The following is a 26,488-nucleotide window of genomic DNA, read 5'->3' on the forward strand; positions in this document are numbered from 1 at the left end:
GCACTAGAGCGCCTACAGCGCTGCGGTGAGCAGCAGCGCGTGGCGGGTCCACTCGCGGGTGGGGTGGAAGTCGAGGCCGGTCAGGGTGGTGAGGAGGGCCGCGGTGCCGCCGAGGCTGATGGTGCGGTAGGGGGCCGGGGCGCGGCGGATGAGTTCGGCGGCCAGGTCGCGGGCGATGCCGGGACGGGGGGCGTCGGGGTCGGCGCAGAGGGTGTCGATCCAGAGGTCGTGCGGGGCGTCCGGCCATTCGAGGGCGAGGGCGAAGCCAACCGGGGGGCCGTCGTCGGGGAGGGTGGCGAGCAGGCAGGACTCCCGGCGCAGACAGGGGTGGCGGAGGGTGGAGACCAGCGCCTCGTCGCCGCCGCGGGTGCGGACCGCTCCGGCGGTGGCGCGGCGGTAGAGCTCGCCCATCCGGCCGGCGTCGCCGGGGCGGAGCAGGCGGAAGGCCAGGCCGGGGTCGGCGGCCGGGAGCGGGCGGACGGGGGCGCTGGCCTCCAGGTAGGGGGTGGCGGAGAAGCCACGGGCCGTCAGCAGGGCGCGCAGGCCGGTGTCGTGGCCGAGGCAGTCGACCACCAGCTCGACCAGGGTGGAGGACGCGGTGGCGGCGGCCCGGTCCACCGCCCAGTCGAGCAGGGCGCCGCCCAAGCCGCGCCGCCGCCAGGGGCCGAGCACCTCCCCCGCGCACTCGACCAGGGCGAAACCCCCGCCCCAGTCCTGCCGGTTGGCGGCGTAGCCGGCGATCCGGCCGTCCACCCGGGCCACCACGGCGTCGCCGTCGGCGAGCGAGCGCGCCAGTACGGCCATCCGCTGGCCGTCCACCCCGGCGGCGCCGCCCCGGCCGTGGGTCTCCAGGGCGTCGTTCAGTTCGGGGAGCTGATCCTGGGTCAGCTGCCGCAGCTCGGTCATCACGTTCTCCGGTGGTGGTCGGCGAGACGGTGCTCGGCGGTGTGGTGCAGGGCGCGCAGCAGCAGGGCGGCGGCGGTGACGCCGGGGGCCTCCTCGGGGCCGGGCAGGTACTCGACCAGGTCGAGGCCGGCCACCGGGAGGCGGTCGCAGAGCGCGGTGACCAGGCCGAGCGCCTCGCGGTAGGACCAGCCGCCGGGCAGCACGGTGCCGGTGCTGGGCATCACGGCCGGGTCGAGCACGTCCAGGTCGAAGCTGAGGTGCCACTCCAGGCCGGCCGGCAGGCGGCGGACGATCTCGTCCGGGTCGGTCTCCAGGGCGGTGCGGCCGGGCCAGCGGTGGAGCTTGTCGGAGGGTTCGGGGCGGTTGCGGGTGAGCTGGCGGACGCCGAACTGGGCGACGCAGGCCACCGCCTCGCTGCCGACCACCCAGTCCAGGAAGTTCCCGTGGTGGACGCCGGTGCGCGGGCCGGTGCGCGCCCGGCCGTAGTCGTGGTGGGCGTCGAAGTGCAGCACGCCGATCCGGCGGTGACGGCGGGTCAGGCCGTCCACCACCCGCAGGGTGATCGAGTGGTCGCCGCCGAGCACCACGGGGACCTTGCCGGCCCGCGCGGTGAGCGCGACCAGCTGCTCTACCCCGTCCAGCACGTCCGCGCCGCCCGCTCCGGGCTCGGCGGTCAGGTCCCCGACGTCGGCCAGGCCGACCCCGGCGAGCAGCCATCGGTCCCGCTCGGCGTCGTACATGCCGCGCAGCGCGGGGTCGCTCCGGAAGACGGTGGTGCTGACCCGGCGCAGCGCCTCCGGGCCGAACCGGGCGCCGGGCCGGTAGGAGACGCCCTGGTCGTACGGGGCGCCGAGGACCACGAACTCGGCCGGGCCGTTGAGCGCCTCGGCCACGGTGGAGAGCGGGGTGCCGTACAGGCCGGTGCGGCGCTCGGGCCCGGCGGCGCCGGTCTGGGCCCGGAGCGCGCCCGCCTCGACCAGCACGGCCACCGTCCGGCGGACCGCCTCGGCGCTGCCGGGCGCGGTGCGCTCCAGCCGGGCGGCGACCGCCTCCGCGGTGGCGGGGACGGCGAACTGGGAGAGTACGTGCAGGGCCCGGCGGCCGAGTCTGACGCTGCGTCCGCTCTCCGGCCAGACCAGCTCGCTCTCCTCGCCGCCGTCCTCCAGCCGGGCCGCGCCCGGGGTGACCATCAGGGTCTCGTTCATCTCCGCCGCCCCTCGTGGGCGAGGTCGACGGTGGTGAGCCAGGCGGTGCGCAGCCGGGCGTACGGGCCGTCCGCGTCGCGCAGCTCCTTCGGGGCGCCGCTCTCCACGATCCGGCCGTGCTCCAGCACCACCACCCGGTCGCTGCGTTCGGCCGCCCAGAGGTCGTGGGCGACCTGGATCACGGTGGTGCCGGCGAGCGAGCGGGAGAGCTCGGCGGTGAAGTGCTCGGCGGCCCGTTCGGAGAGGCCGGCGGTGGCCTCGTCGAGCAGCAGGACCCGGGGGCGGCGCAGGAAGAGCCGGGCCAGGGCGAGTTGGCGGGCCCGGGCCGGGGTCGGCGGGTGGGCGTCCTCGCCGAGCGCGGTGGCCAGGCCGTCCGGCAGTTCGCGGACCCAGCCGTCGGCATCGGCGGCGGCCAGGGCCGCCCAGAGCTCCGCGTCCTCGGCCTCGGGGCGGGCCAGGGTGAGATTGTCCCGGACGGTGCCGTGGAAGACGTGGTCCTCCTGGGCGACCAGCACCACCTCCTCGCGGCCGCCGGCGGACGCCTCCTGACGGCCGATCAGCACCCGCCCGGAGCCGGGCCGCAGGCTGCCGGCCAGCAGGGTGGCGAGGGTCGTCTTGCCCGCCCCGGAGGCTCCGACCAGGCAGACCCGCTCGCCGGCCGCCACGTCCAGGTCGATGGCGTGCAGGACGGGGGCACCCTCGGTGTAGCCGAAGGACACGGCCTCGCAGCGGACCGGGAGCCCGGCCCCGTCCGGCGAGGTCCGGGCGGCCGGGAGCTCGACCTCCTCGGAGCCGGTGCCGACACCGAGGATGCGGCCGAGTGCGGCTCCGGCGGCCTGGGCCTCGCCGAACCAGTAGATGAGGTCGTCCAGCGGGGTCAGCACCGCCCGCAGGTAGAGCGCGATCACCGCCACGTCGCCGACCTGGGCGTGGCCGCCGCGCACCAGCCAGGCACCCCAGCCGACCACCACCAGCAGCGGCAGGTGGTAGCCCGCCTGCACGGCGGGGAACCAGGACCGCTCCAGCCGGACCGGCTCCCCGGCCAGCCGGTGCCAGGAAGTGACGCTCCGTCGGGCCTCGTCCCGGCGGACCGCGCCCAGGCGCAGGGTGGCGACCGCCTCGTGGCCGCGGACGGTCTCGGTGAGCACCCCGGTGGCGGCGGCCCGGGCGGCCAGCTCGGCCCCGTACGCCTCGGGTGCGCGCCGCACGTACCGGCGGGTGGAGAGCAGGATCGGCGGGACGCCGACCAGGCAGCCGAGCGCGACCAGCGGGTCGACCAGGAAGGCGGCGCCGAGGGTCATCGCCACCGTGACGGTGCCGACCACCGTCTCGGGCAGGCCGGTGCGGGTGATGTCCTGGACGGCGTCCATGTCGGAGGTGGAGCGGGAGAGCACCTCGCCCTGGTCGACCCGCTCCACCTCCTGGACGGGCATGGCGAGCAGGCCGTCCAGGAAGTCGTTGCGCAGGATCGCGAAGATCCGCTCGCCGAGGGCGAAGGACCAGGAGGCGGCGGCGAAGGCCAGACCGGCGTGGACCGCGAGGGCGGCCAGGATCAGCAGCACCGGGCCGAGCAGGCCGACGTCCCGCCCGGCCGCGATCCGGTCCACCAGGGAGCCGAGCACCAGCGGCGGCACCAGCCCGCCGGCCACGGCGGCCGCGTGGACCAGCACGACGGCGGTCAGCCGGCCCTTGAAGCGGGCGGCGAGCTCACGGACCCGGCGGCGGACGGCCGCGCGGTCGGCGACCGGCAGGACGGCGGAAACCGAGGGAGTGTCAGACATCGCAGCCCTCCTCGACGGCCAGGACGTGGTCGGCCACCGCGCGGAACGCCCCGGCGGAGCCCAGCACCAGGGTCGTGCGGCCGCGCCGGTGCTCGGCCACCCGGCGGGCGATCTCGATCTCGGTGACGGCGTCCAGCGCGGTGGTCGGTTCGACCAGTACCAGTACGGGCGGGTCGCCGACCAACGAGCGTGCCAGCGCCAGGCGTTGGCGCTGGCCGCCGGAGAGGTTGCGGCCCTCGGCGTCGATCCGGGCGTCAAGGCCGCCGGGCAGCCGCTCCACCACGTCGTCCGCGGCGGCGGCGCGCAGCGCGGCGGTGAGCTCGCGGTCGCCGTACCGGGCGGCCGGGTCCAGCACCTCGCGCACCCGGCCGGAGAACAGCACGGGGCGGGCGCCCTGGATCCGCACGGCCGCGCCCAGCGCCTCGGGGTCGTACTCGCGCACCGGGCGGCCGGCCAGGGTGGCGCCCTGTTCCACCGTCAGGCCGATCAGGCGGCGGGCCAGCCGGTCCGGGTCGTAGCCGCCGGGGGCGGCCAGCACGCTGAGGCCGCCGCGCGGGATCCGAAGGCCCGTCAGGCCGTCGGCGGGCTCGGCGTCGCGGGGCACCTCGGCGGTGCCCGTCCAGGGCCGCTCGGGGGCGGCCAGCAGGCCGGTGACGTTCCGCGCGGCCACCCGGGCGCCGGCCCGGGCCGCGCCGTACCCGGCGGCGGTGGTGACCGGGGCGACCAGGTAGGCGGAGGCGGTGTAGAAGGTGACCAGGTCGGTGGCGGGAACCGATCCGGCGGCGGCCAGGGTGCCGCCGAGCCAGACCAGGCCGGCCAGGAAGAGGCCGGGCAGCAGGGTGCCGGAGACCAGCAGCAGGGCCTCGGTGCGGGCCACCGCCACCCCGGCCCGCTCGGTGGCGGCCGAGGCGGCACGGTAGCGCTCGCGCACCACCCGCTCGGCGCCCAGGCCGCGCAGCACCCGCAGCCCCAGGCCGATGTCGGAGCTGAGCGCGGCCACCGTGCCGAGCGCCTCGCGCTGCTGCTCGCGGCGCTCCTCCAGCGGCTCGGCCACCTTGCCGGTGAGCCACATCAGGCCGGGGACCCCGGCCAGCACCAGCAGGGTGACCCAGGGGGAGATCAGCAGCAGGTAGGCCGCCACCACCAGCAGGCCGAGCACCGAGGCGGCCAGCCTGATCCGCACCACCGGGAAGCCGGCCACCCGGCCGACGTCGTACGCCGCCACGGTGGCCACCTCGGCGGGCGGGGTGTGGGCGGCCACGTCCTGCGGGGCGCGGGCGGTCTTCTCGCCGATCTCCGTCAGCAGCGCGGCGGTGGCCCGCAGCTTCAGCCGGGCGGCGATCACGTGCCGGGTGACGTTGGTGGCGACGCCGGTGGCGATCGCCGCGCCGAGCGCGGCCACGTACCGGGGCAGCCCGCCGCCCTCGCCGACCGCCGCGCCGAGGGCGGCCCCGACCAGCCAGGGCAGCGCCGCCTCGGCCGCCGCCCCGGCCAGCGCCAGCACGGCGAAGGCGGCCAGCGGGCGCCGCTCGTCCCGCAGGATCCGGGCGGTCAGTTCCCGCAGGGGGGCGTCCGTCTGAGGGTCGCTCACGTCAGCCCCACCGGTGCCAGGTCGTAGGTCGCGCGCAGGTCTTTCATGGACTGGTGGTCTCCGATGTCGAGCAGCAGGTCACAGAACAGGTCGAGCGAGGGGCCGCCCCGGGAGCCGGCGGCGAGCTTGAACAGCCCCTCGCCGGTGGCCGTGCGGGGCACGACGGTCTCGAAGCGGGTGGTGCGGAAGCCGAAGCTGTTGCCGTAGACGGCGGCCAGGCCGCGCCGGGCCACCTCGTGCCGGATCGCCGCCAGCAGCAGGCCGTGGTCGGCGAGCGCGTCCTCGCGCAGCTCGACCACCACGAAGGGGCTCTGTCCGCGCCAGGCGGCGGGGCCCGGCGCGGAGGAGGCCAGCGCCGGGTGGGCGACGGTGCGGAACAGCGGGCGGGGCGCGGAGGCCAGCCGCTCGGCCAGGCGGGCGTTGTTCCGGTACACCTGCCCGGCGTGCCGTCTGGTCCAGGTCTCGTCCAGCAGGAAGGGCGCGTCCAGGGCGGCCACCGCCGGGGCGGCCAGGCCCTGGCCGGCGGTGGCCCGGGCCAGCCGCAAGGTCTCGGCCAGCCGACGGGCCGTCAGCTCCCCGGTGTGGGTGCGGTGCTGGTGGATCTCCAGCACGCCGAGGTTGGCCACCTCCAGGCCCTGCTGGTCGAGCTTGAGGCCGGAGCGCACCTCGACCACCAGCGGTGCCCCGGCGGGCGAGGCCAGCGCCTTGAGCACGGCGGCCCGGGGCCAGGCCGGGGAGACCAGGGTGGTGTCCAGCACGACCACCGGCGGCCGGTGCGGGCCGCGCCGCCAGCCGTTCACCAGGGCTCCGACGTCCAGCACGTCCAACGCCCAGTTGTAGCGGACCGGTTCGGCCAGCAGCACGTCCGGCGCCTCCGGCCCGGCCCAGGCCTCGGCCAGCCGGCCGGGCGCCAGCGCGCGCGGGCGCAGGGTGGCGCCGGAGAGGTACTCCAGCAGCAGGCCGGTCTCGAAGTAGTCGCCCCAGAAGTCCACCCGCAGCGGGCGGCGCTCGGTGGGGGCCGTCAGGTAGGCCAGCGCCTGGACCAGTTGGGAGAGGGCGGCCATCCCGCTGCCGAAGGCCAGCACGGTGCGCTCCCAGCCCTCGGGCGGGGCGCTCGAACGGGCGGCCAGCGAACGCTCCACCGCCTCGGCGGGCAGGCTGCGCTCGTAGCCGTGCCGCAGCGGGGCGCCGCCGGGCAGGGTGCGCTCCTGGGCGAGGTCGGGCGAGCGCTGGAAGCGCTCGTCCAGCCGGTGGCCCCGGCGCAGCAGCAGGGTGCGGACCTGACGGGACGCCAGTTCGAGGCGCCGCTCGGCCTCCGGGCCCTCCCCCGAGGTGCCCCGCACCTCGCGCTCCAGCACGGCCCAGGCGGCGGCGTCCTCGCCGCCCTGCCCGGCGGCCAGCTCGGCCATCCCGGCCAGCAGCTCCCGCTCCAGCGCCAGCTCTCCGCTCACCCGAGCTCCTCGACCTTCCCGTCGGCGAGCGCGTACTCGGTGGGCAGCGGCAGCAGGTTGAACCGCCGGGAGTTGGTCCGGGTGTACGCGCCGGAGGCGGTCAGCACCACCCGGTCCCCCGCCCGCAGGGCGGGCAGCGGGGCGGGGCTGCGGCGGCCGAGCACGTCGGTGCCGAAGAAGTCGTTCTCGTAGAGGGTGTCCCCGGCCAGCAGGGTGGGGCGCAGCCGTTCGTCCTCGCGCGGGCCGGTCAGCGGCACCAGCTGGGGGCGGTGCCAGGGGGCGAAGTTCCAGGCGGAGCAGTCCACGGTGAGCACGTCGGCCTTGAAGTGCGGGTGGTCGTGCTCCACCGAGCGGACGGTGGTGACCAGGTAGCCGTGCGGGGCGAGGACGGCGCCGCCGGGCTCGAACTGCAGGCGCACGGTGCGGCCGGTGCGCCGGGTGAAGTCGGCCAGGTCCTCGGTCACCTGCCGCCAGGTGCGCAGGGTGCGCAGGCGGTCGGTGTAGAGGCTGAAGAAGCCGCCGCCGAGGTCGATCTCCTCGACGTCGGGGTAGGAGGCGGCCACCGCGAGCAGGTAGCGGAGCTTGTAGCGCAGGTGACGGGGCGTCATCTGGCCGGTGTGGGTGTGCAGCCGGGTGAGGCGGCAGCCGGTGCGCTCCAGCACCTCGCCGATCCTCGGGTCGGTGGCGTACACGCCGAAGCGGCTGCCGGCTCCGAAGGTGGTCGAGCCGTCCTCGATCGCCTCCGGCAACGGGACCCGCAGCCGCAGGCCGACCGGGCGGCCGGGGCGGGCGGTGCAGAACTCGGCGAGCTGCTCGACCGAGCTCGCGTCCGCCACCACGCCGTGCTCCTCCAGCAGCGGCAGGTCGCCGGCCCGGAAGGAGGGGCCGGTGGCGGTGATCCGGCCGAAGCCCGCCAGCACGGCCAGGGCGAGCTCGCCGACCGAGGCGACGTCGGCGCCGAGGCCCAGCGAGGCCAGGAAGGAGAGCACCCGCGGGGTGTGACAGGCCTTCAGCGCCAGGTTGAGCTCGGCGTGCCCGACCGCCTCGACGTCCGCGCGCAGCAGCTCGACCGAGCGGCGCAGGTTGTCCAGGTCGTACAGCAGCGCGGGCGAGGGCAACCCGGCCAACCGGGCCAGCAGGCCCTCGCTGGGGGCGCCGACCAGGGGCTCGGCGTTGGTGGCGGGCATCGGCGGCTCTCCTGGGAATGGTCGAGCGGGTGCGTTCCGGTCGGGGGCCTGGTGGCGGCGCCACCTCCAGACCCCCGGTTCGTCAGTTGCCGGACGGGCGGGAGCCCGCCAGGACCGACAGCTCCGTGCGGATCACACGGATGTCCGTCTGCATCACGTCGGCACCGGTGGTGCCTTCCTCGACCTCGACCTCGAACTCGGCGAAGACCTCCGACAGGGCCGACTCGAGTGCGGCGATGTCACTCATGCCACTACCTCCTCTCCAAGGACGCACTGCTCCCCCGCGGCTCGGGGAGACGGGATGGGACGCCGCAGTCGGTGGGACGCCGCGGCTCAGGCGGCGTCGTGGGCGCCCTGGTGGGCGCCGAGGTGGGCCCGCAGCGCGGAGCCGTCGGGGAGGCGGAGCTCTCCGAGGGCGTCCACGGCGGTGGTCAGCCAGCGCGTCAGGTGGTGGCCGTCCGGGCCGAGTTCGGCCGTCACCGGGCCGCCGTCCAGCGCCCGGGCGAAGTGTGCGGCGCGGGCCCAGGCGAGCACTGTCTCGGCCAGCGCCGCCGCCTCCCGCTCGCTGTCCGGCTCGGTGACCGCCAGGCCGAGGTAGAGCAGGGCCTGGTGGGTGTAGACGTGGAAGGCCGCGAAGGTCCGGTCGGCGCTGAAGCGGCGGGTGCGGCTGGAGCCGAAGGACCAGGGCACCTCCACCGTGGCGGACCGCTCGTCGTGGTAGTCGGGGCGGAACAGCGAGCGGGCCAGGCTGATGTCGTTCAGCTTCTGGTGCAGGCTCTCGTGCACCAGGAGCTCGGCGGCCAGCCCGTCCTGACGGAAGGTCTGCTCGGCGACGAAGACGAACAGCGGCGCGGCGTTGGTGTACCCGCTGTACGGCTGCTCCGCCCGGTAGGGCACCACCCGCCGGGCGGCGGAGAGCACGCCGCCCGCCAGCCCGGGCAGGCCGCGGGCGGCCAGCGCCACGGCCCGGGCCCGGGCTGCCTCGGCCTGCGGCGTGACGGCGGCGGGCAGCGCCTCGACCTGGGCCCCGCCGACGGTCGTGGTGGAGCCGAAAAGCTCGAGGAAATACCCGGTGGCCCAGTGGCCGGGGCCGATCCGGGGGAATTCCGGACCGTTTTCCCCCTTCGTCTCCGAATCGGCTTCCAGCTCCGGATCCTCGGATATCCGGGCATTCAGTTCGACATAACGGGCCAGTGCCTCCCGGCCGTTCTCCGGCCGCCGGGCGCTGCATTCCCGCAGGGCCTCGTCGACGGCAGCCCGGCGCAGGCTCTCGGCGTACGGACGGTCCGTCGGGGCGACCGCCGCCGGGTCGGTGCCGGTGGCGCCGGCGCAGACCCGGGCGGCTCCCCGGTAGTAGGCGGCGGCGGTGCCGGCGATGGCGGCGCCGTCCCCGAAGATCCCGGTGGAGAGGTGCCGCTCCACCCTCGCGTGCAGCTCCCGCGCCCCGGCCCGGAAGGCCTGGGGCCGCGTGGTGGCGGGGCTCATACGAGCAGCCCGCTCGCCCGCAGGGTGCCCAGCCGCTCGGCGACCACCCGCCCGGCCCGCTCGGGGCCGCCGGGCAGGCCGAGGGCCCGCACCCGCTCGGCGATCCCGGCCGCCGGGCGCCCGTCGCAGAGCTCCAGGACGTACCAGCTCAACCTGTCCAGCACGGCCACCCGGACCGGGGACTCGAAGAACACGAAGGCCGCCGAAAGATCGGCGAACGGTTCGAGAATCCATCCGGACGTCCGGGACACGACCTCTGATTCCATGGTGGTTCCCCCGTTTTACTGGAATCACTCCGGTCTTTCGGAGTGCCCCGAAGCTACTGCGCTCGCCAGGACCACGTCAACGGTCGTGCGAGGCCTTTCCGCCCCACCGGGGAAACGGGCATATGCCGGTCGGGAAGCGGAATGCGGACACGCCCGGACGGACCCGACGGAATGGCTCCGGCCCGGCTGGGCAGGCTGTGGGAGCGGGCGGGGGAGCCCGCTCGAGCTTCGGAGGTGCCCGGAATGCCAGCTGCACGTCGTCGCCGTCTGCCGGACGAGGTGCGGGCCGCCGCCGTACGGGCGTGGTTGTCCTTCTCGTTCACCCTGGTCGGCCTGATCGTCGCCACCCTCGCCTCGTACGCCCGCACCTGGCTGCTGACGCCCGCCCTGGTGGCGATGGCCGTCGGGGTGTTCGGCACCGCGTGGAGCCTGCTGGAGATCGTGATCTCCCGTCAGATCGCCGCCCAGCGGATGCGCGGCCCGCACGCCAACTCGCCGATGGCGGGCAGTGATCGGCGGCGGCGCCCGGCCTGAGTCTTCCCGGCCGGGCGCCACAAGAGGCCTGAGGGTGCGTCAGCGCCCGCGCACGGTGTAGGCGTGCTGCACGGGGTAGCGGGTCGCGGCGCCCAGCTCGCGGGCGGCGCGCTGCGGCCAGTAGGGGTCGGCGAGCAGGGCCCGGCCGAGCAGGACCACGTCGGCCTCGCCCTCGGTGACGATCCGCTCGGCCTGCTCGGGCTCGGTGATCAGGCCGACCGCGCCGGTGGGCAGGCCGGCGCCCTCGCGGACCTCGGTGGCGAAGCGGACCTGGAAGCCGGGGGCGGCCGGGATGTGGGCGTCGGCCACGTTCCCGCCGGTGGAGACGTCGATCAGGTCGACGCCGCGCGCCTGGAGCTCCTTGGCCAGCCGGACCGTCTCCTCCGAGGTCCAGCCCGGGGCCTCCGGCTCCAGCCAGTCGGTGGCGGAGACCCGGAACAGCAGCGGGAGCTCGGCGGGCCAGACCGCGCGGACCGCGTCGGTGACCTCCAGGGCCAGCCGGGCCCGGCCGGCGAAGTCGCCGCCGTAGCCGTCGGTGCGGTGGTTGGAGTGCGGGGAGAGGAAGGAGTGGATCAGGTAGCCGTGGGCGCCGTGGATCTCCACGGTCTTGAACCCGGCGGCCAGGGCGCGGCGGGCGGAGTCGGCGAAGGCCCGCACCACCTCCTGGATCTCCTCCACCGTCAGCTCGTGCGGCTGGACGTGCTCCGCGGAGAAACCCACCGCCGAGGGGCCGACCGGCTGCCCGCCGACGGAGCCCGCCGGCAGCGGCTTGCCGCCCAGCCAGGGGCGGTCGGTGCCGGCCTTGCGCCCGGCGTGGGCCAGCTGGACGGCCGGGACGGCGCCCAGCGAGGTGACCAGCGCGGCCACCCGGGCCGCCTGCTCCTGCTGCCGGTCGGTCCACAGCCCCAGGTCCCACGGCGAGATCCGGCCCTCGGGGAGGACGGCGGTGGCCTCGGTGATCACCAGACCGGCGCCGCCGGCCGCGCGGGCGGCGTAGTGGGCCAGGTGGAAGTCGGTGGCGGCGCCGACCTCGGGGCCGTCCGAAGCGGCCGAGTACATGCACATCGCGGCCATCCAGACCCGGTTGGGGACGGTCAGCTCACGCAGGACGAGGGGCTCGAACAGGGCACTCACGGTGGCTCCTTCGACGGGATGGTGCTCGCTATTACGGTATCCCTCGTACTACGGCAGCTGTCAAACTACGACGCTTCTCGTACTATGAACACGTGACCGAGACCCGACTCCCCGAACCCACCCTGGCGGAGATCAAGCTCGCCGCCGTCCTGCACGCCCTCGCCGACCCGGTCCGCCTGCGGATCGCGGCCGAACTCGCGGACGGCTCCCACGAGATGGCCTGCCAGGCCTTCGCCCTGCCGGTGACCAAGTCCACCAGCACCCACCACTTCAAGGTGCTCCGCGAGGCGGGTGTGATCCGCCAGCACCGCCGGGGCACCTCGCGGATGAGCTGTCTGCGCACCGAGGACCTGGAGGAGCTCTTCCCCGGCCTGCTGACCAGCGTCCTGGGCGCCCACCGCACCGAGCGGGCGGCGCCCTGACGCGGCCTCAGACCTTCGGCGGGGCAGCGGTGTCCGCGACCCAGCCCGGCAGGACGGGCAGCAGTTCGGTGGCGATCCGCCGGACCACGGCCTCGTCCACCGGCAGCGCGTCGTTGCGCCAGACCGTCAGCTGGTAGCTGCCACCGCCCCGGAGCGGGCCCTTGGCCACCGCGAGGTTCTGGGCGACACCGCCCGGGGCACTCTTCCCGCCGCCGCCGAGCAGGTTGATCCTGATGCCGATGGTGGGCTCGGTGAAGGCGACCGCACGGTGGCCCAGCAGGGTGCCGTCGGTCACCGAGGAGCCGAGGAACGCGGCCTCCACCGGAGAGGTCTCACGGTTGTCGGCCAGCCTGACCCGGTACTGCCCCACCCTGGCCTCGGCCGAGGTGTTCTCGATGGCGACGCCGTCCACCGTGCCGCCGCCGGTCTCCGCCACCGCGACCTGGTCGCCCGGAACGCCGAGCAGCTCGGGCAGGCCCGGCCGGATGAGTGCCGCGCAGAGCGCCGGGACCTCGGGGCCGTCGTGGGCCCTCGCCCCCGGACACTCGGGCCCCTTGGACCCCGACGGCTCCTGACCCCGCATCAGCCAGACCCCGAGCAGCAGCGGCACCACCAGCAGCACCGCCGCCACGACCTGGCCCACCACGTTCCTGGTGCCCTTGCCGGGCACCTCCGTACCGTCCGTCATCCGTCGCCCCCCGACGATCGCGCTTGCGAGCCGGGTGATCATAGCGTCTCGACGAACCGGTCAGTAGCTTTCTTCCTCCGGGGTGTGCGGGAGGTCGACGCCGTGGTGGGCGGCGATCCGGAGCAGGCCCCGGATCCGGCCGCGGTAGGCGTCCACGCCGTCGTCGTCGCCCTCCTCGCGGGCCCGGGAGAGGGCGAGGCGGGCCAGGGTCAGCTGCTCACGCAGTTCGTCCTCGAACACGCCACCAGCATGACACCCCGGGGGCCGGGCGCGGCACTCCGCCGCTCGCTCCGCCCGGCCCCGTCCGGGATCACTCCGTCGGGCGCTTGAACATCCGGGTGGCGGTGATCTCGCCGTGGATCACCGGGGCGTCCGGGGCCTGCGGGGCGGGCAGGCCCGGGCGCAGGTGCTCCTCCACCGAGATGTACTTGAGGCCGGCCCGCAGGTCCGCGTCGTTGCGCAGCCGGATGACCAGCGGGAACTCGGCCAGCGCGGTGGTGTCGAAGAGGCCGGTGGTGTAGATCAGCTGGACGCCGAGGGCGTCGGCCACCGCCCGCTGGAGCTCCAGCAGGTAGGTCGCGTTGGCCCGGCCGATCGGGTTGTCCAGGAAGAGCGTGCCGGCGTGCCGCAGCTGGGACTGGCCCCGGTCGTTGGCCCGCAGCGCGGCCATCGTGCAGTAGAGCGCGATGGCGGCGGTGAGCAGCTGGCCGCCGGAGAACACGTCGGACATCTGACCCACGCTCACCCGCTCGGCGCGCAGCACCGCGTCGGGCTTGAGGATCTCCACCGAGACGCCCTTGGGTCCGATCGCGGCGGCCACGCCCCGGAGCAGGAGTGACATGCCGTCACGCCGCAGGTCGCTGTTCTTCCGCACCGCCGACCGGGTGGCCTCGTCGATCACCTCGCCGAGCCGCTCCACCAGGGTCGCGTGGTCCGGGTCCTCGAAGCGGATCCGCAGGAACTCCTGGCCGGACCACTCCCCCAGGCCCTCGGGCAGCCGGGAGAGCCGCTGGGCGGCCCGCAGCGTGGTGAGCGAGGACTCCACCAGACCGCGCAGCCGGTCCACGATGGAGCCGCGGTTGCGCTCCAGCTGGGCCAGCTCGTCGGTGAGCACCCGCAGCCTCGGGGCGAAGGCGGCGGCCCAGGCGGCGGCGTGCTCGGGCAGGGCGGCGGCGGGCAGCTCGCGGATCTGCTGGCGGGCCGGGGTGCGGACGGCCTCGTAACGGGCCGCGTTGGCGTGCCGGACCAGGGCGTCGGAGGCGTCCCGGACGGCGAGTTCACCCGCCGTCAGCTCCGCCGAGGCGGAGCGCAGCGCGCGCCGGGACTCGGCGGTGGCGGTGCGGGCCTCGGCCAGCGAGCCGAGGTAGGGCTCGACGGCCGGGGCCTCCTCCTCGCCGTGGTGGTCACGGAGGCCGTCGCGCAGCTGACCTGACGCCTCGTCGAAGTCGGCGGCCGCCGACTGGGCGGCGTCCAGGGTGCGCTGGAGGTCGGCCAGCGCGGTGCGGGCGGTGTCCACCGTCTCGCGCCGCTCGGCGAGGCGGGAGGTGGCGGTGCGCAGCAGCAGCTGGGCGTGCTCGGGGTCGGCCGGGACGAGGTCCTCGGGCAGCTCGGTGTGCGCCTCGCCGGTGGCGGGGGCGGAGCGCTCGGCCTCGCCGCGCAGCCGGCCGAGCTGCTCCAGGGCGGTGGCGGAGCGGGCCTCGATGGTGGCGACCAGGCTCTCGGCCCGGGCGGCGGCGGCCTGCCGGGCCGGGCCGTCGGCGCCGTCCGGGCTGGCGAGCAGCTCCTCGGCCCGGGTGCGGACCTTGTTGGTCAGCCGGTCAAGCTCGGCGGCCGAGGCGGTCTCGTCGCTCTCGGCCCGGGCCTGCTCGGCCCGCAGGTCGGCGCCGACGCCGACCTTCTCGTACAGCTGGGCGGCGGCCCGGTAGGCCTCGCGCAGGGCGGGCAGCGAGGCGGCCACCTCGGTGATCCGCTCGGTCTCCTCGACCACCGAGAGCTCGGCGCGCTCGGCCCGCAGGGTGCGGACGGTGCGGCGGGCGTCGTCGGCGGCCCGCTGGGCGGCCCGGCGGTCCTCGTCGCAGGTCCGGGCGCGCTCGGCGCAGACGGCCTGGCGGCGGTCGCACTCGGCGGCGTCCTCGGCCAGCTCGCGGCGGCGGCGGGCCCAGTTGGCCCGCTCCCGCAGCCGGAAGGCCAGGCCGGCCAGCGCGTCGGCGCGGCGGCGGGTGCGCTGGGCGGCCTCCCGGCGCTCCTCGTACGCGGCGGCGGCCGCGTACTGGTCGGCCTCCGCCTCGCCGTGCTCGGCCCGCAGGGTGGCCAGCTCGGCGGCGGCGGTCTCGGCCCGGGTGGCGGCCGCCAGGGTGGCCTCGGTCAGCTCGGCCAGGGTGCCGGGCGGGCACTGCTGGAGCCAGGAGGCCAGCCGGGCACCGAGCGCGCGGTCCCCGCCGAGCCGGGCGGCCAGCTCGCGGATGTGCTCCTCGCGGGCGGTGGCCCGGGTGCGCAGCTCGCGGCGCTCCTCGTCGGCCGCGCCCTCGTTGTGCATGGCCGGGTTCGGCGGCACCAGGAAGAACGCCGGCTCCCCGCCGAGCGGGGCGATCAGCGCGGCGGCGGTGCCGACCGCCACGGTGGAGCGGGGCAGCAGGGCCGCGCTCTGCAGCGCCTCCCGGGCCCGGTCCAGGGACTGAGGGTCCGTCACCACCACGCCGTCGACCAGCTCCGGGCGGGCGGCCAGGATCGCCTCGTGGTCGGCCGGGTCCACCGACTGGGCCAGGTAGCGCCAGCCGGGCAGCGCCGGGATGCCCTGCTCGCCGAGGTACTCGACGGTGGCCAGCACGTCCGGGCCGGGCGGCAGCAGGCCGCCGTCGCCGAGCGCGGCCAGGATCCGGGAGTCGTCCGCCGCGGCGGTGCGCAGGTCGAAGAGGGTGCGCTCGGCGGTGCTCACCGCGGTGTCGAGCCGCTCCTGCAGCTCCTCGGCGTTGGCGTCCAGCAGAGCGGGCGTCAGATGGCCCTCGGTCTCCTCGCCCTGGTACGGCCGCAGCGCGAGCAGCTCGGCCAGGCGGGGCTCGGCGGCCAGCAGGGCGGCGGTGCGCTGCTCGGCGGAGAGCGCGCGGTGGGCGCTCTGGTACGCGTCGCTGGCCCGGGCGGCGGCCAGCTCGGCCTTGGCCTCCAGGGCGCCGGTCTCCCGGGCCCGGGCGGCGGACTGCTCGGCGGCGGCGCGGGCCTGGTCAAGGGCGGCGGTGGCCTCCTTCTCGGCATCGGCGGCGTGCAGCGCGGCCCGGGCCGGGTCGGGCTCCTCCGTCCCGGCGTCGATCCAGCCGGCCTCCACGGCGGCCTGGGTCTCCTGCTCCACCTCGGCCAGCCGCTGCTCCAGGTGGCCCGTCTCGGAGCGGGCCTTCTGCGCGGCGGTGGCGGCGGCGGTGGCCTCGCCCTGCGCCCGGGCGCCGTCGGCCTGCAACTCCTCGGACCGGGCCTCCTCCTGATCGGCCCTCAGCTCGGCGGCCCCGGCGGCGCTCTCCAGCGCCCGGGCCAGCGCCCCGGCGGCCTTGTTCCGGGCGGCCAGCGCGGGGGCCGCGTCCAGCTCGGCCTCCTGGATGGCGACCGCGACCCTGGCCACCCGGTCGGCGGCGGCGCGGTGGCGCAGCACCGCCTCGGCGGCCTGCCAGGCGGAGTACAGGGTGCGGGCCTCGGTCAGCTCGCGGCGCAGCACGGCGGCCTCGGTGGTGGCGGCGGCCAGGCCCAGGGTGGCGTGACGGTGGGTCAGCTCGGCGGTGATCAGCGAGTGCCGGGTGCGGTCGCTCTCGGCGGCGGTCACCGCGCTCGCGGCGGCGGCCACCTCGACCGCCAGGTCCTGGGCGCGGTCCCGCTCGGCGGCGGCCCGGACGGTCAGCGACTGGGCGAGCCTGCGGGAGCGGCGGTCGGCGGTGCGGTGCAGCTCGCGGACCGACTCGCGGGCGGCGGTGGCGTCCACGATCCGCTGGAGCAGGTCGAGCGAGCCGGCCGTGAACTCGCACTCGGCGGTCAGCTCGGAGCGGCGGCCGAGCTTGGCGGCGAAGCCGTGCACCAGGTCGGCCAGGCCGTCGGTGTCCCGGGTGTCGGTGACGGCGCGCAGCAGCAGGTCGGTGAAGTCGGAGTCGTGCTTGACCGCGAAGAGACCGGCCGCCTCGCCCTCGTCCGCGTTCATCTCGCGCTGGTAGCGGAACAGTTCGGGGTCGAGGCCGAGCTCGCCGAGGTGCTCGTTCCACCGGTCGTGGATGTCCTCGAAGACCAGGTCCAGGTGCGGGGCGGCCTTGCCGGCCTCGGTCATCGCGTCCCGGAAGCCCTTCATGGTGCGGCGGCGGCCCCGGGTCTTCTGGTCGCCCGCCAGGCCGGCCCGCTCGGCCACCGGCAGGGCGTCCAGCGTCATCCCGGGCCCGGGGCGGAAGGAGTACCAGGACTCGGCGAACTTGCGCGGGTCGGAGGAGACCTGACGGCCCCTCCACTCGCTGACCTTGCCGACCACGATCAGCTCGCCGGTGACGGTGTGCTGCCACTCCAGCGCGACGTGGCCGCAGTCGTCGGCGAGCAGGAACTTGCGCAGCACGCCGGAGGAGGCGCCGCCGAGGGTGTTCCGGTGGCCCGGGAGCATCACGGAGAAGATCAGCTTGAGCAGGACGGACTTGCCGCCGCCGTTCTCCAGGAACAGCACGCCGGCCGGGGCGGGGCGGCGCTGCGGGCCCTCCGGCTCCTCGCCGAACAGGCCGATCTGCTGCGGCCTCGGCTCGGCCACCGGCTCACCGACGCCGCGCAGGTCGAGCACCGTGTCGGCGTAGCGGGCGCCGGCCGGTCCGATCGAGTACAGGCGGACCCGGTTGAGCTCGTACATGTGCGGCGGTTCTCCAGTTGACGGTTCGGGTTGGTCTGACGGGTGCTCAGAGACTGTGGAACGGCAGGCCCGCGTCGGCGACCAGCTCCTCGCTGTGGTCGGCGGGGAGGAGGGTGGCGGTGCCGTCGGTGACCGCGACCACGCCCAGGTCGATCAGCTCGGCCAGCGCGGCGCTGCCCGCCAGGTCGCGGACCTGGAGCTGGTAGCGGGCGGTGGTGCGGTAGGTGCCGCCGGCGTCGTCGGAGGTCTTCTGCAGGAAGCCGGAGTCGACCAGGAACAGCACCGCCTTGGAGACGATGCCGATGGTCGAACCGGAGAGCCGGCGGGCATCCTTGGTGGCCCCGGTCGCGGAGCGGCGGGCCCAGACGCGCCAGGCGGCTTCGAGACCGGGGGCGTCCGAGGTGGGGTCGGTGTTGTCCCCGGCGGCCTCGGCACGCTCTTCGAGACGGCGGCAGGCCTGCCGGACGAAGGCGTCCACGCCGTTGACCGTGATCCGGCCCAGGTACGCGTCGTCCGCCAGGTCCTCCGGGCGGGGGAAGGCCATCGCGGCGGTGGCCAGGTGGGCCAGGCCGTGCAGGAAGCGGTCGGTGGCGTCGCCGGCGGCGCGGCGGGAGTAGTCGCCCATCCGCACCGCGAAGAGCGAGTCCTCGGCCGCGGCCACGGCCATCCCCGCGCGGGGCGAGACCTCCAGCACGACCAGGCCGAGGCCGGCCGCGACGGCGTCCGCGAGGCGGGCGAAGCCCGGGTCCTCGCGGTGACGGCGGATCAGCTCGGCGTACTCCGCGTCGCGGGCGGGGAGCAGCTTGGCCTGGAGACCGAAGGAGACCAGACGGGCGGCGTCGGCGACGTCGGCCGGCGTGAGGGCCGCCGCGGGCGCCGGGGCCGCGGGCTCCTCCTCGGTCTCCCAGGACTGGTCGGTCATCACGTGCGGTACTCCTCGTTGGTTACACCGGGGGCGCGGGGAACTGCGCGCTGGGGGACGGCACGGGTCCGTACGCCGGCGACGGTGGGGCGTTGCCGGTGGGTGGGCGGGTACGGGTCACGGCAGAGGCGGCAACTGACTGTGCGTCGTTCACTGCGGCTTGGTTGCCTGCCGCTGCGCGCAGTTCCTCGCGCCCCTGGGGTAGCCACTCTCGTCATTGGCGGTCGGCCGCCATGCCTGCGGCGTCGAGGAGGGCGCTGCCGACGATGAGGTCGGCGCCGCCGAACTCGGGGTCGTCGAGGCGGGTGCCGTCGTCCACTGCGAAGAGCAGGCGTTCCTCGCCCTGGCGGTAGGCCGTGCCGACCGGCGGGCTGGCCGAGTGGATGGCGAGGAGGGCGACCAGGTAGGGCAGGTCGGGGTCCTTGAGGCGGGCCTCGGCGAGCAGGCCGGAGAGGCGGCGGGGTGCGTCGGGCGGGAGGTCGAGCAGCTCCTGGGCCGCCTCCAGCTGCTCGTCGGAGAACCGGCTGTCGTCGGGGGTGGCCACCAGGTCCGGGTCGGGGAGCTCCGCGCCGAGGTGCTCGCGCTCGACCGGCGGGGTGAGCAGCAGGTCCACCAGGTCGGTCATCCGGACCGAGACGGGTGTGCGCAGCCCGGTGCCCCGGGTGAAGAACGCGTCGGTGGGCCGGGTGGCCTGACTGACCGGCAGCTCCAGCAGCGGTGCGAGCAGCTGCCCGTACAGGTCGATGCCGCTGCGGGCGGAGGGGGCGGCGAAGGCCTGCCGGTCCTGTTCGGCGCGGAACAGCGGGCCGGCCTCCAGCAGGCGGGTCTGCAGCTGGGTGTGGCGGCGGATGCAGTCCTTGACGATGTCGACCAGCTCGGCGGCGCGGCGCTTGTGCTCCTGGTCCTCGGCCTCGTCGCGGGCCTTGCGGATGTTGGTGAGGATCGCGTTCTCGTGCCGGTAGCGGTCGGAGATGTGGCCGAGCGCCTCGTCGATCAGGTCGGGGACGGCCTGCATCCAGTCGACCGCGCGGACGTTGCGCCGGGTGGCGTCGAGGGCGCGGCGCAGGGTCTCGGCGAACTGGACGGTGCGGTAGCGGGCCTGCTCCGCGGCGAGCTGGGCGTCGGCCAGCCGGCCGCGGCTGATCAGGACCTCGAGCTTGACCTCGGCGGCGATCTGGGCCGAGGTGACGTCGGTGTCGAGGGCGCCGACCAGGACGTTGACCGCCTCGTCGGTGGTGCGCAGGTAGACCCCGCCGTCAGGGCCGGGGACCTCCTCGATCAGCTTGAAGTCGTAGTCGCGCCTGACGTAGCTGCCGTCGGAGCCGAAGGTGCCGTAGACGGCGCGGAAGCCGCGGTCGACGCTGCCGACGTTGATCAGCGATTCCAGCACCCAGCGGGCCACCCGCTCGTGCTCGGCGGTGGTGCGGGCCGGGTTCTGCGCGGCGACCCGGGGCAGCATGCGGGCCAGCACTATGTCGCGGTCGGCCCCGGTGTCGAAGTCCATGTTGAGCGTGACGAGGTCGATCGCGGAGAGGCCGACCTCGGCCATCGCGTAGGAGGTGTACTCGCCCGCCAGGTTGACCTTGCGGCTGTCCAGGTCGTGCAGGGGCGCGGTGCAGGCCAGCGCCTTGAGCCGGCGGGCCAGCCCCTCGTCGGCGGCCGGGCCCGGGGCGGGGCGGGCGGCACCGGGGGCGGGCGGCCGGAGCACGGGCTCGGTGGGCTGAACTGCGGTGGTCACGGTGGACAAGGTTAGAGGTTCATGGCGACAAGGTCCGAAACGTCCCTGTTGGGAGGCTCGGGAACGGCCCCGAAAGGCGAGTTGAACATGTTCAGTTAGTAGGTCTAGAGTCACTGCTGCGCAGGTCGGGACGGATACCCGATCCGCACTACCCGCTTGGGGGTTGGCACCATGACCGAGGACGAGCAGGCCGCAGAGGCGAGCACGCTCCGGCACGTCCGCCGGTGGATCTGGATCTTCATCGTCTGTCTCGCGGTGAGCGGCCTGACGGCCTTTCCGCTGGAGACCGAGACCCGCTGGCTGGTCTCGCTGGTCGAGCGGGCGCCGCTGATCGGCCACTTCCCGGACGTGCTCGTCTGGGCCGAACGGGTCCGCGACGGTGTGGCCGACGCCAACGTCCGGTACCCCTTCCTGGCGTACGGCACCGACTGGCTGGCCTTCGCCCACCTGGTGATCGCCGTCGCGTTCTGGGGGCCGCTCAAGGACCCGGTGCGGAACATCTGGGTGATCCGCTGGGCCCTGATCGCCTGCGCGGCGATCATCCCGCTGGCGCTGATCTGCGGGCCGCTGCGGGGGATCCCGCTGGCATGGCGATTCGTCGACATGTCGTTCGGGGTCTTCGGCGCGGTGCCGCTGCTGGTGGTGCTGCGGGGGATCAAGCGGCTGGAGTGGGCCGAGGCACTGCGCCGGGAGCCCAGGGTCACGACCGTCTGACGGGGGCTCACCCGTCCGGCCGACCGGTTGGGGCACTTGAGAGGAAACGTTCCTCCATCCGAGGGAGCGCGCACCCGGCGGGTGCGCGCTCCGGCATCGGGTCAGGTGCGTGCGCGCCCCTGCGCAGGCCCTACGATCACCCCAGGAGCCGGGCGGGAGACGGGCGTTGGCATGAGGGTCTTGGCGTGAGGGTGTTGGCGTGACCGAAGCGGTGATCGATCTCAATGCGGACCTCGGCGAGGGGTTCGGACGCTGGACCCTGACCGACGACGAGGCCCTGCTCTCCGTGGTCACCAGCGCCAACGTGGCCTGCGGCTTCCACGCCGGCGACCCGTCCACCATGCGCCGGGTCTGCGCGCTGGCCGCCGAACGCGGCGTCCGGATCGGCGCCCAGGTCTCCTACCGCGACCTGGCCGGCTTCGGCCGCCGCGCGATGGAGGTCCCCTCCGAGGAGCTGGCCGACGAGATCGCCTATCAGATCGGCGCGCTCCAGGTCTTCGCCCGCGCGGCCGGATCCCGGGTCAGCTACGTCAAACCGCACGGCGCCCTCTACAACCGGGTGGTCGGCGACTCCGAACAGGCCGAGGCGGTGGTGGCCGGGGTGCTGCGGGCCGGGGCGGTCTGCGACGGCCCGCTGCCGGTGCTCGGCCTCCCCGGCTCCCGGCTGCTCGCCGTCGCCGAGGGCGTCGGCCTCCCGGTGGTGACCGAGGCCTTCGCCGACCGGGGCTACACCTGGGCCGGCACCCTCGTGCCGCGACGCGACCCGGAGGCCGTCCTGCACGACCCGGAGGCGGTGATCGCCCGGGCCGTCGGCATCGCCCGGGACGGGCTGGTCACCGCCGTCGGGGGCGAGCCGGTGGCGGTGGAGGCGCGTTCGCTCTGCGTGCACGGGGACACCCCGGGGGCGGCGCAGCTGGCCTGGCGGGTGCGGGGTGCGCTGGCCTCGGCGGGGGTGCGGGTAGAGGCCTTCGTCTGATGGGCTCGGACGGGGGGTTGGTGTTCCGGCCGGTGGGCACGGACGCGCTGCTGGTGGAGGCGGCCGACGGGGCAGTGGTGGAGGCGCTGTACGCCGAGCTGCTGGCCCGGCGGGGCTCGCTGCCGGAGGTGGCGGAGATCGTGCCGGCGGCGCGGACCGTGCTGCTGGACGGGGTCGCGGACGTCGCGGCGCTGCGGCGGGAACTGACGGGCTGGCGGCTGACGGGGCGTCCGGCCGGGGACGGGCCGCTGGTGTCGCTGCCGGTCGAGTACGACGGCGCCGACCTGGCGGAGGTCGCCGGGCTGTGGGGGGTGTCGGTGGCGGAGGCGGTGGCGCTGCACTCGGCGGTGGAGTACCGGGTCGCGTTCTGCGGCTTCGCCCCTGGATTCGGGTATCTGACGGGGCTTCCGGAGCGGTACCACGTGCCTCGGCGGGCCACCCCGCGCAGTTCCGTCCCGGCAGGGTCGGTGGCGTTGGCGGGGCCCTACACGGGGGTGTATCCGCGGTCCTCGCCGGGCGGGTGGCAGTTGATCGGGCGGACCTCGGCGGTGCTCTGGGACACGGAGCGGGAACCGGCGGCGCTGCTGGCGCCGGGGACGCGGGTGCGGTTCGTGCCGGAGGCGGGGGCGTGACGCGATTCGCTTCGCGCGCCGAGGACGACGGTCACCCCGGGGACGCGCCGGACGTGCGCGGTGATCCCGGGGTGACCTCCTCCGAAAGCGGGCTGGTGGTGGTGCGGCCCGGGCCGCTGACGACGGTTCAGGACTTGGGGCGGCGCGGGGTCGCGCACCTGGGGGTGCCCCGGGGCGGGGCCCTGGACGAGCCGGCGCTGCGGGCCGGGAACCGGCTGGTGGGCAATCCCGAGGGCGCTGCCGGGTTGGAGACCACGCTCGGCGGGGTCGCACTGCAGGCCGTCGGGCGGGTGGTGGTCGCGGTGACGGGGGCTCCGGCGGCCGTCCGGGTGGACGGGCGGGCGGCGGCCTGGGGTGCGGCGGTGGCGGTGCCGGACGGGGCGCTGGTCGAGGTCGGGCCGGCCACGTACGGCGTCCGGAGCTACCTGGCGGTGGCGGGCGGGCTGGACGTGGCGCCGACGCTGGGCAGCCGTTCGACGGACCTGCTCTCCGGGCTCGGCCCGGCCCCACTGACAGCCGGTCAGCTGCTGCCCGTGGGGACGCCCTCTCCGCTGCCGCCGTACGACGGGCCGGCCGTACTGCCCGCTCCCCCGGCCGAGTTGGTACTGCGGCTGCTGTCGGGGCCCCGGGACGACTGGTTCGCTCCGGAGGCGTTCCGCTTGCTGGCCCGCGCCCGGTACGAGGTGGCGGCGGCGTCCAACCGGATCGCCCTGCGGACCGAGGGCCCGGCCCTCCCTCGGCGGCGGACGGCCGAACTGCCCAGCGAGGGCATGGTGTTGGGTGCCGTCCAGGTCCCGCCCGACGGCTGCCCCGTGGTCTTCCTCGCCGACCACCCCACCACCGGCGGTTACCCGGTGATCGGCGTCGTCCCGGCCGCCGACCTCGCGGGCGCCGCCCAGGCCCGCCCGGGCACCCCGCTGCGCTTCGTCCTCTGACCCACCGCCGGAGCGCCGGCCGCAGGGGCCCAGTTCGCGGGTGGTGTGGCCCGCCGTCTCGCGGAGCCGACCGGCTTCGGGCCGGCGCAGCACCAACGCCCGCCACTGCGACGTACTCGCCGCCCAACGCAAGGAGCGCGCCCGCATCCGCAGCGAAAAGGGCATCCGCCCGGGGCGGACGCCCCCTCCGCACCGCAGCCTGACCAACCGTGAACAGCAGCCCCCGCCGAATGCCGACGGGGCACGTTCCGGCGACAGAGGGATGACTCAGGAGGCGGACGGCTCGATCTCCCCCGCGAAGACGATGAACTGGTCGATGAGGCCCCGTCGCAGATGGACGACGTCCGTACCCGCCAGGCGGGGGCCTCCATCAGGCGTGGTGAAGACCCACTGGTACCGGGCCCATTCGTCAGGCATGTCCACCGCTGAGCAGCGCACCATCGTGCCGGGCCCCGCCGGGTGGCGCCGGATGTCCAGCACGAACCGCTCGACCGCCGCGATTCCTTCGCTGCGACCCAACGGCCCCCAGAAGACCACGTCTGAGGTCAGGGCCTGGGGGAGCAGGGCAGTCACATAGCTGTCGTCCGAGGCGTTGAACGCGGAGATGAACGTGTCGATCGCGGAGCGTGCGGTCTCTTCCTGCATACCCCAGTCATACCAGCCGCTTCGCGTGCGCTCGTCCCACGAACCGCCTCGTCGAGCAACTCCGCGAGCCGCCTGGCGAGTTCCCAGCGGCTGACGGGCCGGAAGCGATCGTCCGCCGGCCGGGCGACAGCGACCGTTCCCCGGTTCACCGGACCCAGGTGAGCTCTGGCCGAAGGTCAGCCCGGAAGCTGCTGCTAAGGGATGGCGTGTGGTGACGCGCGGTGTGCCGCCCACTCATCGCGGAGCAACCCGAAAACCACGCTGTCGTACCACTGTTCGCCTACCCGCACGCTTGCGCATCATCGCCCCCCTTCGACGCCCCCTGACGGACCGTCTGCGCGTCGTCCTTGGCTGGTCTCCGCGTGCCGTCGACGCAGCACCGCCAGCGCACCGGATCCGCCGTCGAAGTCGCCTCGACGGGTGATGAGTTGAGCCAGCCCGCTCCTGCTCACCGCTGCCCGACCGGCGAGTTGGCGCCGGCGCTGGTCCGGCACTCGGGGCCTGGGGCGCACGGGGATTAATGGCTTGCCGGACATGTGACTGTATGTCAGCATCCGCCTGGAGATGCAAGAAGCGATGAGAATTGGTGCCATGGAAAATCAGTACGAGGACGAGTGCCGCCGGTCGCTGGCCGAAGAACAGGCGAAGAGTCTTGCCGAGACCGGCAATTGGGCGCATGTGGACAGAGACCAGGTGCACCAGGACTGGGACGCGCTGTACCGGGAGATTGCAGCCCGCCTGGACGGCTCACAGCCCGGCGATCCCGAAGTCCAGGAGCTCGTCCGCAGGCACTTCGACATCGCCTGCCGCTTCTACAAGCCCAGCAGGAAAGCTTACGTCGGCATGGCGCTCTTCTATGCGGAAGACGACGCCATGAGGGCGTTTCACGATTCCTACGACCCCAGGTTGGTGGAGTTCCTGGGTGACGCCATGAGGATATTCGCCGAACGGGCCGCCGGTTTCGCCTCGTAGGGCGGTCACGGCCGCCACCGGGTCCGGTCCGCTCGGGAAATCCGGATGACGGGAGTCGGCGGCGGCTCCGACAATGGCACATGTTGATCGACCACTGGCCGCTGCTCGGCCTACGCCTCCGTACGCCCCGCCTGGAACTCCGACTGCCCGACGACGAGGAACTGGCCGCGTTGGCCGACCTGGCGGCGGCAGGTGTCCACGCGCCGGAGCGGATGCCCTTCCTGCACGCGTGGACCGACCTCCCTCCGGCGGATCGGGCCCGTTCGGTGGTGCAGCACCACTGGCTGCGCCGCGGGGACTGGTCTCCGCAGGACTGGGCCCTGAACCTGACCGTGTTCGAGGGCGGCCGGGTCGTCGGTCTCCAGACCCTCGCCGCCCGCGAGTTCGCCGTGCTGCGGCAGGTGAGCAGCGCCTCCTGGCTCGGAGCGGCGCACCAGGGCCAGGGCATCGGCACCGAGATGCGCGCCGCCGTGCTGCGGCTGGCCTTCGCCGGCCTGGGGGCCGAGGAGGCGCGGTCGGGCGCCTTCGAGGACAACCCCTCCTCATACGCGGTGTCTCGGAAGCACGGCTACGAGCCCGACGGCATCGACCGGAACGTGGTGCGCGGGCGGCCCGTGACGACGCGGCGGCTGCGGCTGATCCGGGAACGGTGGGAGCAGCAGGAGCAGATCCCCGTCGAGGTCGAGGGGCTGGCTCCCTGTCTGCCGATGTTCGGTCTGCCGCCCGCTTCGTGACGAGTGCTCAGACCGGATTTCGGGACTGCGGCCTTTCGGGTTCCCAGCTTAGCGGCCCGACCGGCGCGGAACGGGTATTCAAAAGGACGTGGGCGTGGCGCGGGCCGGTCGGGCTAGTCTCCGCCGGTACCCGTTCCGACCAGGGAGAAGACCCGCCATGACCAGGCCTCCGCTGCCCCATGAATTCCTGCGCCCCGTACCGGCGTTCAGCGTCACCAGTGAGGACGTGAAGGACGGCGGCACGCTGCTGCCGGCCCAGACGCTCGACGGCGGCAACCTCTCCCCGCAGCTCGCGTGGTCGGGCTTTCCGGCCGAGACCAAGAGCTTCGCGGTGACCTGCTTCGACCCCGACGCCCCCACCGGCAGCGGGTGGTGGCACTGGCTGCTCTTCGACCTTCCGGCCACCACCACCGAGCTTCCGGCCGGTGCGGGCAGCGGTGTCTTCCCGGGGTTGCCGGAGGGTGCGGTGCACGGGCGCAACGACTACGGGACCAAGGAGTTCGGGGGTGCCGCGCCGCCGCCCGGGCACGGCCCGCACCGGTACGTGTTCACCGTGCACGCGCTCCCGGTCGAGAAGTTGGGCCCGGACGCGGACACCTCGGCGGCGGCCATCAGCGGCGCCCTGGGCTTCTTCGCCCTCGCCCGGGCCGTCCTGGTGGCGGAGTACGAGAACCGGTAGGTCCGGCCTCGGGCGCGGCCGTCCCTCCTCGACGGA

Annotated in this window: 25 protein-coding genes and 1 pseudogene; 10 read left to right on the plus strand and 16 right to left on the minus strand. The window is 75.1% G+C overall.

Translation table 11 applies throughout. The annotated features are described in order from the left end of the window. Window positions 1-12 precede the first annotated feature (12 nt). From ACZ6ZR_RS27890 to ACZ6ZR_RS27930, 9 genes are all read right to left on the minus strand, one after another. Complete coding sequence (locus ACZ6ZR_RS27890; RefSeq protein ID WP_465646847.1) at window positions 13-906, minus strand: GNAT family N-acetyltransferase; 894 nt, start codon at window positions 904-906, stop codon at window positions 13-15. Beyond that, window positions 906-2,111, minus strand: coding sequence for an arginase family protein (locus tag ACZ6ZR_RS27895; RefSeq protein WP_465646849.1), 1,206 nt, complete (start codon window positions 2,109-2,111; stop codon window positions 906-908). Before ACZ6ZR_RS27895 ends, ACZ6ZR_RS27890 begins: the two co-directional genes overlap by 1 nt. Then, the gene (locus ACZ6ZR_RS27900) at window positions 2,108-3,892 is read right to left on the minus strand and encodes an ABC transporter ATP-binding protein (protein ID WP_465646851.1); all 1,785 of its coding nucleotides are present in this window, start codon (window positions 3,890-3,892) and stop codon (window positions 2,108-2,110) included. Before ACZ6ZR_RS27900 ends, ACZ6ZR_RS27895 begins: the two co-directional genes overlap by 4 nt. Continuing rightward, on the minus strand, window positions 3,885-5,483 hold the full coding sequence (locus ACZ6ZR_RS27905; protein ID WP_465646853.1) for an ABC transporter transmembrane domain-containing protein: 1,599 nt from the start codon (window positions 5,481-5,483) through the stop codon (window positions 3,885-3,887). The genes ACZ6ZR_RS27900 and ACZ6ZR_RS27905 overlap by 8 nt, the downstream gene beginning before the upstream one ends. Further along, the gene (locus ACZ6ZR_RS27910) at window positions 5,480-6,934 is read right to left on the minus strand and encodes a hypothetical protein (RefSeq protein ID WP_465646855.1); all 1,455 of its coding nucleotides are present in this window, start codon (window positions 6,932-6,934) and stop codon (window positions 5,480-5,482) included. Before ACZ6ZR_RS27910 ends, ACZ6ZR_RS27905 begins: the two co-directional genes overlap by 4 nt. Beyond that, entirely contained in the window at window positions 6,931-8,121 is a 1,191-nt protein-coding gene (locus ACZ6ZR_RS27915; RefSeq protein ID WP_465646857.1) for a diaminopimelate decarboxylase family protein, read from the minus strand. Before ACZ6ZR_RS27915 ends, ACZ6ZR_RS27910 begins: the two co-directional genes overlap by 4 nt. Before the next feature lie 82 nt (window positions 8,122-8,203). Then, window positions 8,204-8,368, minus strand: a complete 165-nt coding sequence (locus tag ACZ6ZR_RS27920; RefSeq protein WP_465646859.1) for a hypothetical protein — start codon at window positions 8,366-8,368, stop codon at window positions 8,204-8,206. 86 nt (window positions 8,369-8,454) lie between these two features. After that, window positions 8,455-9,606 carry a hypothetical protein gene (locus ACZ6ZR_RS27925; protein WP_465646861.1) on the minus strand — a complete coding sequence of 384 codons (1,152 nt, stop codon included), beginning with the start codon at window positions 9,604-9,606 and terminating at the stop codon, window positions 8,455-8,457. Next, window positions 9,603-9,857: a hypothetical protein gene (locus ACZ6ZR_RS27930; RefSeq protein ID WP_465646863.1), complete on the minus strand. Its 255-nt coding sequence runs from the start codon at window positions 9,855-9,857 to the stop codon at window positions 9,603-9,605. The genes ACZ6ZR_RS27925 and ACZ6ZR_RS27930 overlap by 4 nt, the downstream gene beginning before the upstream one ends. Window positions 9,858-10,115: 258 nt before the next feature. On the opposite strand from ACZ6ZR_RS27930, the gene ACZ6ZR_RS27935 reads away from it, so the two are divergent. Continuing rightward, window positions 10,116-10,406 (plus strand): hypothetical protein, encoded by a 291-nt coding sequence (locus ACZ6ZR_RS27935; protein ID WP_465646865.1) that lies wholly within the window; start codon window positions 10,116-10,118, stop codon window positions 10,404-10,406. Window positions 10,407-10,445: 39 nt separating this feature from the next. Here ACZ6ZR_RS27935 and ACZ6ZR_RS27940 read toward each other — a convergent pair whose 3' ends face one another. Further along, window positions 10,446-11,540 carry an NADH:flavin oxidoreductase/NADH oxidase gene (locus ACZ6ZR_RS27940; RefSeq protein ID WP_465646866.1) on the minus strand — a complete coding sequence of 365 codons (1,095 nt, stop codon included), beginning with the start codon at window positions 11,538-11,540 and terminating at the stop codon, window positions 10,446-10,448. Between the two features lie 92 nt (window positions 11,541-11,632). On the opposite strand from ACZ6ZR_RS27940, the gene ACZ6ZR_RS27945 reads away from it, so the two are divergent. Then, a complete protein-coding gene (locus ACZ6ZR_RS27945) occupies window positions 11,633-11,962 on the plus strand; it encodes an ArsR/SmtB family transcription factor (RefSeq protein ID WP_465646868.1) in 330 nt (109 codons plus the stop codon). 7 nt (window positions 11,963-11,969) lie between these two features. On the opposite strand, the gene ACZ6ZR_RS27950 is transcribed toward ACZ6ZR_RS27945, so the two are convergent. The 5 genes from ACZ6ZR_RS27950 to ACZ6ZR_RS27970 all read right to left on the minus strand — a co-directional run bounded on the left by ACZ6ZR_RS27950 (window position 11,970) and on the right by ACZ6ZR_RS27970 (window position 20,165). After that, window positions 11,970-12,650 carry a DUF6215 domain-containing protein gene (locus ACZ6ZR_RS27950; RefSeq protein ID WP_465646870.1) on the minus strand — a complete coding sequence of 227 codons (681 nt, stop codon included), beginning with the start codon at window positions 12,648-12,650 and terminating at the stop codon, window positions 11,970-11,972. Window positions 12,651-12,710: 60 nt separating this feature from the next. Further along, on the minus strand, window positions 12,711-12,890 hold the full coding sequence (locus ACZ6ZR_RS27955) for a hypothetical protein (RefSeq protein ID WP_465646872.1): 180 nt from the start codon (window positions 12,888-12,890) through the stop codon (window positions 12,711-12,713). A gap of 70 nt (window positions 12,891-12,960) precedes the next feature. Further along, window positions 12,961-17,505 (minus strand): hypothetical protein, encoded by a 4,545-nt coding sequence (locus tag ACZ6ZR_RS27960; RefSeq protein ID WP_465646874.1) that lies wholly within the window; start codon window positions 17,503-17,505, stop codon window positions 12,961-12,963. 46 nt (window positions 17,506-17,551) lie between these two features. After that, the gene (locus ACZ6ZR_RS27965) at window positions 17,552-18,427 is read right to left on the minus strand and encodes a hypothetical protein (protein WP_465646876.1); all 876 of its coding nucleotides are present in this window, start codon (window positions 18,425-18,427) and stop codon (window positions 17,552-17,554) included. A 214-nt stretch (window positions 18,428-18,641) separates the two neighbouring features. After that, window positions 18,642-20,165, minus strand: coding sequence for a hypothetical protein (locus ACZ6ZR_RS27970; RefSeq protein ID WP_465646878.1), 1,524 nt, complete (start codon window positions 20,163-20,165; stop codon window positions 18,642-18,644). A 171-nt stretch (window positions 20,166-20,336) separates the two neighbouring features. Here ACZ6ZR_RS27970 and ACZ6ZR_RS27975 point away from each other — a divergent pair, with 171 nt between their 5' ends. The 5 genes and pseudogenes from ACZ6ZR_RS27975 to ACZ6ZR_RS27995 all read left to right on the plus strand — a co-directional run. After that, window positions 20,337-20,879 (plus strand): hypothetical protein, encoded by a 543-nt coding sequence (locus ACZ6ZR_RS27975; RefSeq protein WP_465646880.1) that lies wholly within the window; start codon window positions 20,337-20,339, stop codon window positions 20,877-20,879. Between the two features lie 199 nt (window positions 20,880-21,078). Continuing rightward, window positions 21,079-21,855, plus strand: a complete 777-nt coding sequence (locus tag ACZ6ZR_RS27980) for a LamB/YcsF family protein (RefSeq protein ID WP_465646882.1) — start codon at window positions 21,079-21,081, stop codon at window positions 21,853-21,855. Continuing rightward, the gene (pxpB, locus tag ACZ6ZR_RS27985) at window positions 21,855-22,487 is read left to right on the plus strand and encodes a 5-oxoprolinase subunit PxpB (protein ID WP_465646884.1); all 633 of its coding nucleotides are present in this window, start codon (window positions 21,855-21,857) and stop codon (window positions 22,485-22,487) included. The genes ACZ6ZR_RS27980 and pxpB overlap by 1 nt, the downstream gene beginning before the upstream one ends. Before the next feature lie 71 nt (window positions 22,488-22,558). Further along, entirely contained in the window at window positions 22,559-23,422 is an 864-nt protein-coding gene (locus ACZ6ZR_RS27990; protein ID WP_465646938.1) for a 5-oxoprolinase subunit C family protein, read from the plus strand. Window positions 23,423-23,507: 85 nt separating this feature from the next. Next, window positions 23,508-23,625: pseudogene (locus ACZ6ZR_RS27995) on the plus strand (IS630 family transposase); the annotation flags it as partial. A 64-nt stretch (window positions 23,626-23,689) separates the two neighbouring features. On the opposite strand, the gene ACZ6ZR_RS28000 reads toward ACZ6ZR_RS27995, so the two are convergent. Further along, a complete protein-coding gene (locus tag ACZ6ZR_RS28000; RefSeq protein WP_465646886.1) occupies window positions 23,690-24,067 on the minus strand; it encodes a nuclear transport factor 2 family protein in 378 nt (125 codons plus the stop codon). A gap of 591 nt (window positions 24,068-24,658) precedes the next feature. Here ACZ6ZR_RS28000 and ACZ6ZR_RS28005 point away from each other — a divergent pair. The 3 genes from ACZ6ZR_RS28005 (at window position 24,659) to ACZ6ZR_RS28015 (ending at window position 26,452) form a co-directional block, all read left to right on the plus strand. Further along, a complete protein-coding gene (locus ACZ6ZR_RS28005) occupies window positions 24,659-25,039 on the plus strand; it encodes a TipAS antibiotic-recognition domain-containing protein (RefSeq protein WP_465646887.1) in 381 nt (126 codons plus the stop codon). A gap of 80 nt (window positions 25,040-25,119) precedes the next feature. After that, the gene (locus tag ACZ6ZR_RS28010) at window positions 25,120-25,773 is read left to right on the plus strand and encodes a GNAT family N-acetyltransferase (protein ID WP_465646889.1); all 654 of its coding nucleotides are present in this window, start codon (window positions 25,120-25,122) and stop codon (window positions 25,771-25,773) included. 157 nt (window positions 25,774-25,930) lie between these two features. Further along, entirely contained in the window at window positions 25,931-26,452 is a 522-nt protein-coding gene (locus ACZ6ZR_RS28015) for a YbhB/YbcL family Raf kinase inhibitor-like protein (RefSeq protein ID WP_465646891.1), read from the plus strand. Window positions 26,453-26,488 lie beyond the last annotated feature (36 nt).

The organism is Kitasatospora sp. NPDC088742 (assembly GCF_055584905.1).

What these genes read in the sequence shown, in the direction of transcription:
- ACZ6ZR_RS27890 (WP_465646847.1), bottom strand. Translation starts at nt 906, where the DNA reads ATGACCGAGCTGCGGCAGCTGACCCAGGATCAGCTCCCCGAACTGAAC.
- ACZ6ZR_RS27895 (WP_465646849.1), bottom strand. Translation starts at nt 2,111, where the DNA reads ATGAACGAGACCCTGATGGTCACCCCGGGCGCGGCCCGGCTGGAGGAC.
- ACZ6ZR_RS27900 (WP_465646851.1), bottom strand. Translation starts at nt 3,892, where the DNA reads ATGTCTGACACTCCCTCGGTTTCCGCCGTCCTGCCGGTCGCCGACCGC.
- ACZ6ZR_RS27915 (WP_465646857.1), bottom strand. Translation starts at nt 8,121, where the DNA reads ATGCCCGCCACCAACGCCGAGCCCCTGGTCGGCGCCCCCAGCGAGGGC.
- ACZ6ZR_RS27920 (WP_465646859.1), bottom strand. Translation starts at nt 8,368, where the DNA reads ATGAGTGACATCGCCGCACTCGAGTCGGCCCTGTCGGAGGTCTTCGCC.
- ACZ6ZR_RS27925 (WP_465646861.1), bottom strand. Translation starts at nt 9,606, where the DNA reads ATGAGCCCCGCCACCACGCGGCCCCAGGCCTTCCGGGCCGGGGCGCGG.
- ACZ6ZR_RS27935 (WP_465646865.1), top strand. Translation starts at nt 10,116, where the DNA reads ATGCCAGCTGCACGTCGTCGCCGTCTGCCGGACGAGGTGCGGGCCGCC.
- ACZ6ZR_RS27950 (WP_465646870.1), bottom strand. Translation starts at nt 12,650, where the DNA reads ATGACGGACGGTACGGAGGTGCCCGGCAAGGGCACCAGGAACGTGGTG.
- ACZ6ZR_RS27960 (WP_465646874.1), bottom strand. Translation starts at nt 17,505, where the DNA reads ATGTACGAGCTCAACCGGGTCCGCCTGTACTCGATCGGACCGGCCGGC.
- ACZ6ZR_RS27965 (WP_465646876.1), bottom strand. Translation starts at nt 18,427, where the DNA reads ATGACCGACCAGTCCTGGGAGACCGAGGAGGAGCCCGCGGCCCCGGCG.
- ACZ6ZR_RS27975 (WP_465646880.1), top strand. Translation starts at nt 20,337, where the DNA reads ATGACCGAGGACGAGCAGGCCGCAGAGGCGAGCACGCTCCGGCACGTC.
- pxpB (WP_465646884.1), top strand. Translation starts at nt 21,855, where the DNA reads ATGGGCTCGGACGGGGGGTTGGTGTTCCGGCCGGTGGGCACGGACGCG.
- ACZ6ZR_RS28000 (WP_465646886.1), bottom strand. Translation starts at nt 24,067, where the DNA reads ATGCAGGAAGAGACCGCACGCTCCGCGATCGACACGTTCATCTCCGCG.
- ACZ6ZR_RS28005 (WP_465646887.1), top strand. Translation starts at nt 24,659, where the DNA reads ATGGAAAATCAGTACGAGGACGAGTGCCGCCGGTCGCTGGCCGAAGAA.
- ACZ6ZR_RS28010 (WP_465646889.1), top strand. Translation starts at nt 25,120, where the DNA reads ATGTTGATCGACCACTGGCCGCTGCTCGGCCTACGCCTCCGTACGCCC.
- ACZ6ZR_RS28015 (WP_465646891.1), top strand. Translation starts at nt 25,931, where the DNA reads ATGACCAGGCCTCCGCTGCCCCATGAATTCCTGCGCCCCGTACCGGCG.